This is a genomic window from Sphingomonas sp. TF3, assembly GCF_003985085.1.
In the GTDB taxonomy this organism is placed as follows: Bacteria; Pseudomonadota; Alphaproteobacteria; order Sphingomonadales; family Sphingomonadaceae; genus Sphingomonas.
Map to the genome: position 1 here is coordinate 19,920 of NZ_RWKS01000023.1, position 13,345 is coordinate 33,264.

The 13,345-nt window shown below is 63.5% G+C and carries 13 protein-coding genes; 7 read left to right on the forward strand and 6 right to left on the reverse strand.

From position 1 onward, the window contains the following. Window positions 1-13 precede the first annotated feature (13 nt). Genes EJC47_RS17175 through EJC47_RS17185 form a run of 3 tightly spaced genes read left to right on the forward strand, consistent with a single transcriptional unit; the run spans window position 14 to window position 3,278 of the window. Complete coding sequence (locus EJC47_RS17175) at window positions 14-1,969, forward strand: TadE/TadG family type IV pilus assembly protein (RefSeq protein WP_260591640.1); 1,956 nt, start codon at window positions 14-16, stop codon at window positions 1,967-1,969. Beyond that, on the forward strand, window positions 1,966-2,556 hold the full coding sequence (locus EJC47_RS17180; RefSeq protein ID WP_126849053.1) for a TadE/TadG family type IV pilus assembly protein: 591 nt from the start codon (window positions 1,966-1,968) through the stop codon (window positions 2,554-2,556). Before EJC47_RS17175 ends, EJC47_RS17180 begins: the two co-directional genes overlap by 4 nt. After that, window positions 2,553-3,278 (forward strand): TadE/TadG family type IV pilus assembly protein, encoded by a 726-nt coding sequence (locus EJC47_RS17185; RefSeq protein ID WP_260591641.1) that lies wholly within the window; start codon window positions 2,553-2,555, stop codon window positions 3,276-3,278. The genes EJC47_RS17180 and EJC47_RS17185 overlap by 4 nt, the downstream gene beginning before the upstream one ends. Window positions 3,279-3,333: 55 nt before the next feature. On the opposite strand, the gene EJC47_RS17190 is transcribed toward EJC47_RS17185, so the two are convergent. After that, on the reverse strand, window positions 3,334-4,734 hold the full coding sequence (locus EJC47_RS17190) for a pyruvate dehydrogenase complex E1 component subunit beta (RefSeq protein WP_126849054.1): 1,401 nt from the start codon (window positions 4,732-4,734) through the stop codon (window positions 3,334-3,336). Further along, window positions 4,734-5,780, reverse strand: coding sequence for a pyruvate dehydrogenase (acetyl-transferring) E1 component subunit alpha (gene pdhA, locus EJC47_RS17195; protein ID WP_126849055.1), 1,047 nt, complete (start codon window positions 5,778-5,780; stop codon window positions 4,734-4,736). Before pdhA ends, EJC47_RS17190 begins: the two co-directional genes overlap by 1 nt. 164 nt (window positions 5,781-5,944) lie before the next feature. On the opposite strand from pdhA, the gene EJC47_RS17200 reads away from it, so the two are divergent. From EJC47_RS17200 to EJC47_RS17215, 4 genes are all read left to right on the forward strand, one after another. Further along, a complete protein-coding gene (locus EJC47_RS17200; RefSeq protein WP_126849056.1) occupies window positions 5,945-7,228 on the forward strand; it encodes an MFS transporter in 1,284 nt (427 codons plus the stop codon). Beyond that, window positions 7,225-8,145 (forward strand): cysteine synthase A, encoded by a 921-nt coding sequence (cysK, locus tag EJC47_RS17205; protein WP_126849057.1) that lies wholly within the window; start codon window positions 7,225-7,227, stop codon window positions 8,143-8,145. The genes EJC47_RS17200 and cysK overlap by 4 nt, the downstream gene beginning before the upstream one ends. A gap of 67 nt (window positions 8,146-8,212) precedes the next feature. Beyond that, on the forward strand, window positions 8,213-8,530 hold the full coding sequence (locus tag EJC47_RS17210) for a hypothetical protein (RefSeq protein WP_126849058.1): 318 nt from the start codon (window positions 8,213-8,215) through the stop codon (window positions 8,528-8,530). 185 nt (window positions 8,531-8,715) lie between these two features. Further along, complete coding sequence (locus tag EJC47_RS17215) at window positions 8,716-10,071, forward strand: cell wall hydrolase (protein WP_185867708.1); 1,356 nt, start codon at window positions 8,716-8,718, stop codon at window positions 10,069-10,071. Between the two features lie 75 nt (window positions 10,072-10,146). On the opposite strand, the gene EJC47_RS17220 is transcribed toward EJC47_RS17215, so the two are convergent. From EJC47_RS17220 to hisI, 4 genes are read right to left on the reverse strand one after another with little or no spacing between them, the layout of a single operon-like run. Then, window positions 10,147-11,949 carry an acyl-CoA dehydrogenase C-terminal domain-containing protein gene (locus EJC47_RS17220; RefSeq protein WP_126849059.1) on the reverse strand — a complete coding sequence of 601 codons (1,803 nt, stop codon included), beginning with the start codon at window positions 11,947-11,949 and terminating at the stop codon, window positions 10,147-10,149. A gap of 5 nt (window positions 11,950-11,954) precedes the next feature. Next, window positions 11,955-12,383: a MerR family transcriptional regulator gene (locus tag EJC47_RS17225; protein WP_010408546.1), complete on the reverse strand. Its 429-nt coding sequence runs from the start codon at window positions 12,381-12,383 to the stop codon at window positions 11,955-11,957. A 37-nt stretch (window positions 12,384-12,420) separates the two neighbouring features. After that, window positions 12,421-12,942 (reverse strand): hypothetical protein, encoded by a 522-nt coding sequence (locus tag EJC47_RS17230; protein WP_126849060.1) that lies wholly within the window; start codon window positions 12,940-12,942, stop codon window positions 12,421-12,423. Continuing rightward, window positions 12,939-13,301: a phosphoribosyl-AMP cyclohydrolase gene (hisI, locus tag EJC47_RS17235; RefSeq protein ID WP_033963312.1), complete on the reverse strand. Its 363-nt coding sequence runs from the start codon at window positions 13,299-13,301 to the stop codon at window positions 12,939-12,941. The genes EJC47_RS17230 and hisI overlap by 4 nt, the downstream gene beginning before the upstream one ends. Window positions 13,302-13,345 lie beyond the last annotated feature (44 nt).

Sequence of the window (13,345 nt, forward strand, 5' to 3'; positions counted from 1 at the left end):
CCCACCGAACACGATGGCGACGCCACCCGGCTTTATGTCGGCTCTGGCGCGCGATGTGCGCGGCAACACCCTGGCCATGATGGCGATGTTCCTGATTCCGCTGTCAGGGCTGGTCGGTTCGGCGGTCGACATCAGCCGTCTCTATGTCGTCAAGGCGCGATTGCAGCAAGCGTGCGACGCGGGTGCGCTGGCCGGGCGTAAGTTCATGGTTGATCCCGGCCCTGACCTCGACGCCAATGCGACGACGCAGGCGCAAAACTTCTTCGCCAACAATTTCAAGAAGGACAATCCCGCCGCTGGGACGCTCGGCTTTATGAACACCAGCGCGGTGACCTTCACGCCGACTCGCACCACCGACAATCAGGTGGCGGGCACGGCATCCGCATCGGTGCCGATGACAATCACCAAAATGTTCGGCACATCTTCGGTCGCGCTCAATGTGGGATGCCAGGCGCGCTTCGACGTCGCCGATACCGACATCATGTTCGTGCTCGACACCACCGGCTCGATGGCCTGCTCACCGAGCGGCTCTGATTCGTGCGGGACGGGAACCTACACCTACACCCGTCCGTCCGGGAGCGGCGGCGTTCCCGGCTATGCCGGCACCACTGGCGTAGCTACTAGCGAATTGTACCAGAACGGGGTCAACGCCTCGCGCATCGAAGCGCTGCGCAAGGCGGTGCTCAGCTTCTACGACACCTTCGCCGCCAATGCCGACCCAAGCACCAAAATCCGCTACGGCTTTGTCACCTATAGTTCGAGCGTCAATGTCGGACAGGCGATCCTCGACAAATCGTCGAGCTATCTGGTGGGGTCAGGCGGGACGTCCGATACCGCTAAGTATCAAAGTCGGCATGTCTATGCGGACTATGTCGTGTCCTACACCGAAACTGCCAACAACAAGACGCAGGCGAACTGCACCGACCCGGCCGTGCGGGTGCCATCGACCGCGCTCACCTATGATCCCTCGACCGGTAACGCGACGAGCACCTACGACGAATGGGTTGCTAAATCGAGCAAGAGCAGCACCAAAGTCTGCAAGACCCGCGTCGATACGCTGGGACCCAAATATGAATATAAGCAACTCGCCTGGGATGTGAGTTCGCTCGTCGCCGGCAACACCATTACCGATCCTACCAAGGTCATGGGCCAGACGACGAGTTGGATCGGCTGCGTCGAAACCAAGGTCGACAGTCCTGGGGCCTCAAGCTTTACGACCAGCAACCTGCCATCGGAACTCAATCCCGATCTGACCCCGGCAAAGAACGCCGGTGGCTCGACCGACACCCGCTGGTGGCCGCATTTGCAGGACCTCGAATATGTCCGCAACAATTGGAACACAGGAACCGATTATTCGAACGGCGATGATACGTCTGGTCATCGCAACTATGGGGCCGATCCAAAAGTCTCGGACACCTCGCTGCGCGACAACGGCTATGTGACCTGCGGAAAGCCCGCCAAGCGGCTGGGCGCGATGACCCGGACGGACGTCAGCAACTACCTTTACGCCAATGATTTCGTCCCGATGGGCGGCACCTATCACGATACCGGCATGATCTGGGGCACGCGTCTGATTTCGCCGACCGGGCCATGGGCGAGCGACACCGCCGCCTGGCCCAATCGCAACACGCCCAACCGCGTCATCATCTTCCTGACCGATGGCAACATGGCGCCGAACGACGAAATTTACGGCATGTACGGTGTCGAGTCGTTCGACCAGCGCGTGGCCGGCACAAGCGGGTCGAGCCTGACCGATCTGCACAATGCCCGCTTCCTCGCGGAATGCGCAGCCGCGAAGGCGCGCAACATCGATGTATGGACCGTATCAATTGCCGCATCTGCGAACACGCAATTGACCTCGTGCGCCACCACCTCCGCGCAAGCGCTTGCCACCACCGATGGCACCGGCCTGTCGACCGCCTTCGCCAGTATCGCCAAGCGGCTGGCGATGCTCCGGCTCACGCGATGACGTGGAACCTATTCCTCAGGCTGACGCGTGACCGGCGTGGCGCTACGGCGATCGAATTCACGATCCTTGCGCCGGTGATGTTGCTGTTGATGACCGGCCTCGGTGACCTGACCTATCAGGTTTACGTACAATCGGTGCTCAACGGTGCCGTGCAAAAGGCTGCGCGCGATTCGGGCATCGAGGGCGGAGCAGCCAATGGCGCGACGATCGACGCCGCTGTGCAAAGCATCGTGCAGCAAGTCGCGCCACGCGCAACCTTTGTCTCGACCCGTAAAAGCTATGACAGTTTTTCCGAGGTTGCGCCCGAACCCTTCACCGATAGCAACCACAATGGTGTGCGCGACCCCGGCGAATGCTTCACCGATGAAAATGGAAACGGGTCGTGGGACGCAGACCCCGGTGTCAGCGGGCAAGGCAGTGCCAGCGCGGTCACGCTCTACACGATGACAGCGAGTTATCCGCGCGTCTTTCCCGTCGCCGGACTGTTGGGCTGGTCCTCCAGTACGACGATCAGCGCCTCAACTTTGCTGAAGAATCAGCCCTATGCCACTCAGACTACCAACGCCAACGTTACGATCTGCACATGATAGTACGCCGTACCCGCAGCACCACCATGCGTCCGCTACTCCGCCTCGCCAGTGCGCGCAGCGGCGTAGCGATGCTCGAATTTGCGTTGGCCTTGCCGATTGTAATCGGGGTCGGTGCCTATGGGTTGGAAGTGTCCAACCTGGCATTGCTCAATTTGCGGGTCAGCCAGATTGCCCTCAACCTTGCTGACAATGCCTCGCGCGTCGGCACCTACAGTTCGCTATCAACCCAGCAAATGCGCGAGGTGGATGTGAACGACGTGCTGCAAGCCGCGCGCTATCAAGGCAGCAGCATCAACCTCAGCACCAACGGCCGCATCATCCTGTCGAGCCTGGAAAATGTCCAGCAAAGCTATGACACGGCAGCCGTGCAACGCATCCACTGGCAGCGATGTCTGGGGATGAAAAGCGGCACGGGCTACGATTCAAGCTACGGCACCACCACGATCACCGACGGCACCGATGCAACCGTCGCCAATGACGGCACGCTGGCGCCCTCCGGGATGGGCGAGGCTGGATCGATGGTAAACGCACCCGCCGGCTATGGTGTGATGTTCGTCGAGATCAACTATCTGACCAAGCCGCTGTTCGGCACATGGCTGACCAGCCCGGCCCGGCTGCATTATGTTGCGTCGTTCATCGTCCGAGACCGGCGCGATTATGCGCAGCTCTACAACCCGTCATCCTCGACCAAGATGACCTGCAATCTCTACACCAGCTAACGAGGACTGGCCCCCTTTGCGTCAGGCGCAAAGGGGGCGATCCGGGTAGCTTAGCTCAAGCGCGGTACAAAACCGACTTCACCCCAGCGATGATCTTGTCGGCGCTGACCAGCATCAGTTTTTCGAGGTTCGCCGCATAGGGCATCGGCACGTCCTCATTGGTCACGCGCAATACCGGCGCGTCGAGGTCGTCGAAACCCTGTTCCATGCACACCGCCGAGATTTCCGACGCGATCGAGCAGGTCGGCCAGCCTTCTTCGACCACCACGACGCGGTTGGTCTTCTTCAGGCTCTTGAGCACGGTCGCGGTGTCGAGCGGGCGCAGCGTGCGCAGATCGATCACCTCGGCGTCGATCCCCTCACCTGCCAGCGTCTCGGCGGCTTCGAGCGCAAGGCCCACGCCGATCGAGTAGCTGACGATCGTCACGTCCTTGCCCTCGCGCATGATCCGCGCCTTGCCGATCGGCAGCACATAATCGTCGAGCTTGGGCACTTCGAAGGTGCGGCCGTAGAGCAGCTCATTCTCGAGGAACACGACCGGGTCTTCGGTGCGGATCGCCGCCTTCAGCAGCCCTTTGGCATCGGCCGCGTCATAAGGCGCAATCACGATCAGGCCAGGCACGCTCGCATACCAGGGCCCGTAATTCTGGCTGTGCTGCGCGCCGACGCGGCTCGCCGCGCCGTTGGGACCACGGAACACCACCGGGCAGCGCATCTGGCCGCCCGACATATAGTTGGTCTTGGCGGCGGAATTGATGATGTGGTCGATCGCCTGCATAGCGAAGTTGAAGGTCATGAACTCGACGATCGGGCGCAGACCGCCCATCGCCGCGCCCGTGCCGATGCCGGCAAAGCCATATTCGGTGATCGGCGTGTCGATCACGCGCTTGTCGCCAAACTCGTCGAGCAGGCCCTGCGTAACCTTATACGCGCCCTGATATTGCGCGACTTCCTCGCCCATCACGAACACGCGCGGATCGGCGCGCATTTCCTCGGCCATCGCATCGCGCAGCGCCTCGCGCAGCGTCATCTTGACCAGCTCGGTCCCTTCCGGGATTTCGGCGGGCACGGGCGTGTCGGCATTGGTCTTCAGCGGCTCGGGCGTCGTGGTCTTGCCCTCGCCCGTACCGGTTTCCTCGGCCTCGGTGACTTGGGCGGGAGTGGGGGCTGCGGCAGGAGCCGTCGGCGCGGCGACTGGAGTCGAAGCATCCTCCCCTTCGGCGAATAGCGTCGCAATGACGGTCCCGACCTTCACATTGTCAGTGCCTTCGGCGACCAGGATCTTGCCGATCGTGCCTTCGTCGACGGCTTCGAATTCCATCGTCGCCTTGTCTGTCTCGATCTCGGCCATGATGTCGCCGGATTTGACGACATCGCCTTCCTTGACCAGCCATTTGGCGAGGGTGCCTTCCTCCATCGTGGGGGAAAGCGCGGGCATCTTGATTTCTACGGCCATTAGTAGGTTTCCACCAGCACGTCGGTATACAGTTCAGAGGCCTCGGGTTCGGGCGTCTGTTCGGCGAAGTCGGCCGCTTCGTTGACGATCTTGCGGATTTCCTGCTCGATCGCCTTCAGTGCGTCTTCCTTGATGCCCTGCGCATCGAGCAGCTTCTTGACGTGATCGATCGGGTCGGACTTGTCGCGCACCGCCTGCACTTCGTCGCGCGAGCGATATTTGGCGGGGTCGGACATGGAATGGCCGCGATAGCGATAGGTCTTCATCTCGAGGATGATCGGCCCCTTGCCCGCGCGCACCCACGCCAGCGCTTCCTCGGCGGCACCGCGGCACGCCAGCACGTCCATGCCGTCCACCTGGATACCAGGAATGCGGAAGCTCTCGCCGCGCTTGTACAGCTGGTCTTCGGCCGAGGAGCGGTTGACGCTGGTGCCCATGGCGTACTGGTTGTTCTCGATCACATAGATGATCGGGAGCTTCCACAGCTCGGCCATGTTGAACGATTCGTAGACCTGGCCCTGGTTCGCAGCGCCGTCGCCGAAATAGGCGACCGCAACGCCGCCATCCTCGTTATATTTGTGCGCGAAGGCGAGGCCCGTGCCGAGCGAGACCTGCGCGCCGACGATGCCGTGGCCGCCGTAGAACTTCTTCTCGGTCGAGAACATGTGCATCGAGCCGCCCTTGCCGCGCGAAATCCCCGCGCCGCGACCGGTCAGCTCGGCCATGATCACCTTGGGATCGATGCCGTAGGCGAGCATGTGGCCATGGTCGCGATAGCCGGTGATGACCGAGTCCTTTTCGCCATCCAGCGCCGACTGCAGGCCGACCGCAACGGCTTCCTGGCCGATATAAAGATGGCAGAAACCGCCGATGAAACCCAAGCCATAAAGCTGACCCGCTTTCTCTTCGAAGCGGCGAATCATCAGCATCTGCTTGTAAAATTCGAGCAGCTCTTCGGTCGAGGCCTCGTACAATTTGGGCTCGTCGGGGCGCTCGCGGTTCGGCACCGGGGGTTGTGCCTTTACGGCGGCGGGAGCTTTTGCCACGTCTGGAAGACCTCATGACCTGGGGAGAGGAACGCGAGCCTATAGGCGCGATCCGGCGGGTTTATCAATCGCCTCCGTAAAACCTTCGGGTGAGCAGAAGTTTCCTCGCCCCAAGCAACTCCACGATTGCCCAGCGCGCGCCGCAGCGCTTAAGGCCAGATGCGATGAACGCAGCACCCCACCCCCTTCGCATCCCACAGTTCCGCGCTTACTGGGCGGCGCGCTTTTCGATGACGATCGCGCAGAACGCGATGATCATCGTCATCGGCTGGCAGACCTATACCATCGCCCGCACGACCATGTCGCCCGCCGGTGCCGCCGCACAGCTTGGGCTAATCGGGCTGCTGCAGTTCATTCCCTTGTTCGTGACGACGCCGATCACCGGTTGGGTCGCCGACCGATTCGACCGGCGTCTGATCACGCGCTGCACCGTGTCGCTGCAGGCGCTGTGCGCGCTGACCTTAGCCTTAGTGACCTACACCGAGGGTATGACCCTGCCGGTGCTGTTCTCGATCGCGGTGCTGCTCGGCCTCGGGCGCGCCTTTGCCGGGCCTGCTTTCGGTGCGCTCGCGCCCAATCTGGTGCCGCGCGAAGTGCTGCCAACCGCCATCGCGCTGAGCTCGATCTCGTGGCAGATCGGCACGATCATCGGGCCGGCGATCGGTGGTTTTGCCTATGCGGCGGCACCCTGGGGGGCCTATGCGGTGGCGACGGCACTGTTCCTCACCGCCCTGCTCGCGCTGTTCACGATCGGCCCCGTGCCGCGCTCGGTCACGGCAAGCAAGGCGCACCCGATTCGCCAGATCATCGATGGCCTGGCCTATGTCGGCCAGAACAAGCTCGTGCTGGGGGCGATCACGCTCGATCTGTTCGCCGTGTTTCTCGCCGGAACCAGCGCCTTGCTGCCCATTTACGCGCACGACATCCTGAAGGTCGGGCCGCAAGGGCTGAGCCTGCTCGCCTCCGCCCCAGCCGCCGGCGCGTCGGTGGTCGCATTGTTCTTCTCGTTCCGCCCAATCAAGACCAATGTCGGCCCAAAGATGCTGGGCGCGGTGCTCGTCTATGGCACGGCGACGGTGGTGTTTGGCCTGTCGCAGATCATGGCGCTCAGCCTCATCGCGCTGGCGGTGGCGGGGGCGGCGGACATGTTCTCGGTCTATATCCGCCAGTCGCTGATCACACTGCACACGCCGGACGACAAGCGTGGACGCGTCGGCGCGGTTTCGCAGCTCACCATTTCGGCGTCGAATGAACTGGGCGAAGCCGAATCGGGCTTCCTCGCCTCGGCGCTCGGGCCGGTCGGCGCGGTGCTGGTCGGCGGTGGCGGCGCGATTGTAGTCACGATCCTGTGGACCTATCTCTTCCCCAGCATCCGTAACGCCAAGACTTTCGACCCGCCCAAAAGCCCGCAAGATTCCCGCGATCTCGAACTGGAGGCCACGCCATGAAAGCCAACACGATCCTCGACACGATCGGCAACACGCCGCACATCCGCGTCCAGAAGCTGTTCCCGGGTGCCGAAGTGTGGATCAAGTCCGAACGCTCCAATCCGGGCGGGTCGATCAAGGACCGCATCGCGCTCGCCATGATCGAGGCAGCGGAAAAGGACGGCCATCTGAAGCCCGGCGGCACGATCATCGAGCCGACTTCGGGCAATACCGGCGTCGGCCTGGCGATGGTCGCGGCGGTCAAGGGCTATAAGCTCGTGCTGGTCATGCCCGAGAGCATGAGCCTCGAACGCCGCCGCCTGATGCTGGCTTACGGCGCGACCTTTGATCTGACCCCGCACGAAAAGGGCATGAAGGGCGCGATCGAGCGTGCCCTCGAACTCGTCGACCAGACGCCGGGTGCCTGGATGCCGCAGCAATTCGAAAACCCTGCCAATATCGACATCCACACCCGCACCACCGCGATCGAAATCCTCAACGACTTCCGCGATACCCCGATCGACGTCATCATCACCGGCGTCGGCACTGGCGGCCACATCACCGGCGTGGCCGAGCGGTTGAAGCAGGAATGGCCGAATCTGAAGGTCTATGCGGTCGAGCCCGCAGCCTCGCCCGTCATCTCGGGCGGTACGCCCGGGCCGCATCCGATTCAGGGCATCGGCGCGGGCTTCGTCCCCGCCAACCTCCACACACAGTCGATCGACGGTGCGATCAAGGTCGAGGCCGCCGACGCCAAGGCGATGGCGCGTCGCTCCGCCGCCGAGGAAGGAATCCTGGTCGGGATCAGCTCGGGTGCAACGCTCGCCGCGATCGCGCAGAAACTGCCCGAGCTTCCCGCAGGCTCACGCGTGCTCGGCTTCAACTACGACACGGGCGAACGCTATCTGTCGGTTCCCGACTTCCTGCCCGAAGGTTGATGTCGCAGTAACCCTTTTTCTGCGGTATAAGGCGTTCCGACGGGCGGGGGTCCGTCGGGGGCCAGTCATGCGTAAAATAATGATTTTCGTCAGCGTGCTGCTGGCGTTGTTCCAGATGTATTCGATGGTGGCTACGGGCGGCAGGGACAAAGCACCAACGGCAGCGAGCGTTGTCGCCGTAGCCCCGCGGGCGGTATTGGCCGCTGCCAGCGCCCCCAATGCCCCACAAATGGCACCAATCGTAGCCTCCGCATCCCCTCCCCAAAGCTGTTACCGCCAATATCAGACGAAGTTCCAGCAATGCCGCGCAGCCGACGAAGCCTGCCACCTCAATGCCGCGGACCAATGGGATCTGTGCGAGGCAACGGGCCTTTGGCCCAAATAACAGCTAAACCGAGCTGTATGGGATCGAATCCGGGCGCGCGCGGTGGCGTCCGGAATCGAGACATAGTGCGCCGTCGCGCGACGGCGTTTCAGTTTCCCTGCAGACTAGGCTAAAGCCGCCCGCAATCGTCGGAAAGGAGCTGGTCCTGTCCGACGTCCTCCGTAACAAAGCTGCTTTTGACCTCCATGCTCCCTCCCTTGCGCCCTGGCCATATGCTGCGCGCGATCGTGCTGCTGATCGCCGCAATGGCGATCCTGATACCCGCACTGATCGTGCATTTTGCCCCGCCGGTCGTCCGGCACCTCGTTGCACACCCCCTGCCGACGCGCGTGGTGCCGCAAGCCGAGGTGCCGCCCGTCGAGCCCGTCGCCTTCGAGGATCTCGATCCCGACGAAGCGCGCGCGTTCAACGCCAGCGTCCCGTTCGTCGAAGGCCCCAACCCGGCGGCCCGCCCCTTCCGTTTGCCAGGAGACGCCCCCCAGCAAGCCCGTGCGATCGACTGTATGGCGGCGGCAGTCCTGTATGAGGCCGGGGACGATCCGGTCGGGCAGCGTGCGGTGGCACAGGTCGTCATCAACCGCGTTCGCCACCCCGCCTTTCCCAAGACGATCTGCGGCGTGGTGTTCCAGGGGGCGGAACGACCGACCGGTTGCCAATTCACGTTCACCTGCGACGGAGCGTTGGTGCGACACCATTGGGCAGATGCCCAATGGGCACGCGCGCGATCGGTCGCAGTGGCGGCGCTGAACGGTGCCGTGTTCAGGCCGGTCGGCCATGCCACGCATTACCACACGAACTGGGTCGTGCCGTATTGGCAGTCGAGCCTGGACAAGATCGCTGCAGTCAACACGCATCTGTTTTTCCGCTGGACCGGCTGGTGGGGCACGCCCGCCGCGTTCAACCGCCATGTCTCGGCCGATGAACCCGTCATCGCCGCGCTCGCCGCCTATTCCGAAGCGCATCGCGGCATCGACACCGTCGTCGCGCCGGAGGGGGGCGTGGCGGTTGACGCAGCCGCAGCCGCCGCCCCACTCCCCCGCTCTTTGCCGGGGGATGCAAACAGCTTCCTGCTGACGCTAGACCCTGCCACGCTGTCGCCCGATGGCTTTGCACAGCTTGCGGCGCGCGCATGCGCAGACCGCCCTTATTGCAAGGTGATGGGCTGGACCGACCCGACCAAGACTCCAACGGCGCTGCCGCTGCAACCCGCGCAAATCGCCGCAATGTCGTTCAGCTACCTGCGCGATCAAGCCCATGGCTATGACAAGGCGTTGTGGAATTGCCGGGAGTTTCGGCGGTCTTTGCCAGCGCAGTGCATGAAGGCGCAAACCTTCCTGACCGCCGTCGCTGTCGTCCCGGAAAATGAGGCCCCGGCGGCCGTCGCCGCGGGCGCGCAAACGGCAGCCGCGCGCAGCTCGGTACCGGCACTCCCCGATGGCCTTGCAGGCGTGCGCCGCAAGGTGGAAACGCCTGCGGCAAAACCATCGCCGCCAACCAAAACGCCGCCGCCAGTTGCGACGGGAGGTAGCGAAGCGCGCTAACGCGTCGCCGGGCCGATGACATTCACCGGTGCCCCCCGGCACGGTGGAGGGGCGCGCGATGCGCCCCCCCTTCCTTTACGCGGCCTCGAACATCTCTGGCGGCAGCGCCATCAATGCTTCCGCGCCCGCCTCGATCTTGCGGCGCAGCGCACCCGCCTCGGGCATGATCCGCTCGGCGAAGTAGCGCGCGGTCACCAGCTTGGCATCGAGGAAGGCTGCATCGCCCTCGCCCGCGGCCTTCAGCTTGGTCGCCGCCGTCACCATCCGCAGCCACATCAGGCCAAGCGCGACGATGCCCATCAGGTGCATGTAGCTGTGCGCCCCGGCTCCGACATTGTCGGGGTTCTTCATGCCGTTCTGGAGGAACCACAGCGTCGCCTGCTGCAACTCGCCATTGGCCTTTTCGAGACGCGTAGCAAAATCGGCGGTTGCCGGATCTGCCTTGCCCGCCGCCACTTCATCCGTGACGACCTTGAACAACGCCTGCACCGCACGGCCGCCATTCTGGGCGAGCTTGCGGCCGACCAGGTCCATCGCCTGCACGCCGTTGGTGCCTTCATAGATCATCGCGATGCGCGCATCGCGGACATATTGCTCCATGCCCCATTCGGCGATGTAGCCATGACCGCCATAAACTTGCTGCGCGTTGGTCGCGATGTCATAGCCCTTGTCGGTGCCATAGCCCTTGATCACCGGGGTCAGCAGCCCGACCAGATCGGCGGCGAGTTGCTTTTCCTCGTCCGTAGCGGCGGCATGTTCCAGATCGACTTGCAGCGCCGCCCACAGGCACAAAGCGCGCAAGCCCTCGGTCAGCGCCTTGGCTTCCATCAGCATCCGGCGGATGTCGGGATGGACGAACAGCGGATCGGCTTTCTCGGTGGGTTCCTTCGGGCCGGTCAGCGCGCGACCCTGACGGCGATCCTGGGCATATTGCACGGCGTTCTGGTACGCGACTTCGGCCACGGCCAGGCCCTGCAGACCGACGCCGAGGCGTGCCGCGTTCATCATGATGAACATCGCGGCCAGGCCCTTCATCTCCTCGCCGACCAGCCAGCCGATCGCGCCGTCATAGATCATCACGCACGTCGAATTGGCATGGATGCCCATCTTGTGCTCGATCGAGCCGCAGGTGACGGCGTTGCGCGCGCCGAGGCTGCCATCGTCCTTGACCATGAACTTGGGCACCACGAACAGCGAAATGCCCTTCGAGCTTTCCGGCGCGCCCGGCGTCTTGGCCAGCACGAGATGGATGATGTTCTCGGTCAGGTCATGCTCGCCCGACGAGATGAAGATCTTGGTGCCAGTAATGGCGTAGGAACCATCGCCCTGCGGCTCGGCGCGGGTGCGGATCAGGCCGAGGTCGGTGCCGCACTGCGGCTCGGTCAGGTTCATCGTGCCGCCCCATTTGCCGCTGACCATGTTGGGGACGTACTTGGCCTTCTGCTCGTCCGAGCCCTTGACCAGCAACGCCGCGATCGCACCGTGCGTCAGCCCGGGATACATGGCGAATGCCATGTTGGAGGAGATCATGAATTCCTGAAACGCGGTCGAAACGACGTGCGGCATCGCCTGCCCGCCAAACTCCTCCGGTGCGCTGAGCGTGCCCCAGCCCGATTCGACGAACGCGTCATAGGCTTCCTTGAAACCCTTGGGCGTGGTGACCGATCCGTCGTCATGGCGGGTGCAGCCTTCCTGATCGCCCGAATGATTGAGCGGGAACAGCACCTCGGCGACGAACTTGCCGCCCTCGTCCAGCACGGCATCGACCACATCGGGCGTTGCATTCTGGAAGCCGGGCAGATCGGCATAAGCCGGAAGGCCGACCACATGATCGAGCACGAAGCGAACATCGCGAGCGGGGGGCGTATATTTCGGCATGGGGTTCAGTCCTTCAGGCGGCCTTGTGCGCCATTGGTTTCAAGCAAGGTGACGAAGTCGGCAAGTTCGGTAATCGCCGCATCGATATCGTGTTTTTGCGACTGGAGCAGCGCCATGCGCTCCCGACACCGCGCGATGGTGGTTGCCTTCTGCACTTGGCGGCCATCGCCAATGTCGTACAGGTCGATCATTTCGCGAATCTCGCCGAGACTGAAGCCAACGCGCTTGCCCCGCAAAATCCAGGCAAGCCGCGCGCGATCGCGCTGCGAGTAGATGCGCGAGGTGCCGCGCCGCTCAGGCGCGATCAGCCCCTCGTCCTCGTAAAAGCGCAACGCCCGTGCGGTTACGCCGAATTCGGCCGACAAATCGGAAATGGAAAAGTGATCGCGCGTCGGGTGGCGATCGATCACGGCATAGGCTGGACCGCTAGGCATGAGCGACAAATAGTTTACCCTTACGTGAACGTCAAGCTCAACCGCCGCCAGCGCAAAGCAACCGGCCCCGGCTATCGCGCAAGGTCGATGCCTCCGAGATCGACTCGCTGAGCCGTGCCACATCCAGTGCAGCGATCGACGCGCGATGGATGCAGACCTTTTGGCATCCATCGGGCACGCGCGGCGGAAAGACGATCCGGTCCCCCTCGAAACGGGCATCGAAGCTGCAGGCCGAATCGCCGCCTTCCCCGCCGCGATCCAAGGTGATGTGCAGCGTTTCCCCGACTCGAGTCACGGTGCCAGACCCGCCGCAATTCTGCTGTTCGTCATAATCGACAAACACGCCGATGCGGTACGCCGTTGCGCTCGGCACGATGCAAACGCGGTCGCTTTCGCGCGCATACAGACCCGTAATGTCGGTGCTGGCGGGGTCGGGGATGACGCCCGCCTGGATGGCAGCGGCCTCCAGCCCGACCGGGGTCGGCGTGGCCGCAGGCTTGGGCTCAGCGCGGTGACACCCGGCTAGAACGAGGACCAGCAGCAGCGCGGCCCGCTTCACGCGGCCGACACCAACCGATCGCCGTCGATTCGACGATAGAAGCAGCTCCGCTCGCCCGTGTGGCAAGCCGGGCCCGCTGGGTCGACGATCAGCCACACGGCATCCTGATCGCAATCGATGCGAATGTCGGCCACGCGCAATACATGGCCCGACGTCTCGCCCTTCTTCCACAGCGCGGAGCGGCTGCGCGACCAGAAATGCGCCTCGCCGCTTTCGACCGTCAACCGCAGCGCCTCGGCATTCATATGGGCGAGCATCAGCACATCGCCCGACACGCGGTCGGTCGCGACCGCCGTGATCAAGCCAGCGGAATCATATTTGGGGTCCAGCACCAGGCCGGTTTCGCGAAGGTCTGCCATGCCGCAGGTCTAGCGCCCGCAGCCGCCCCCGTCATCCTTCCGCT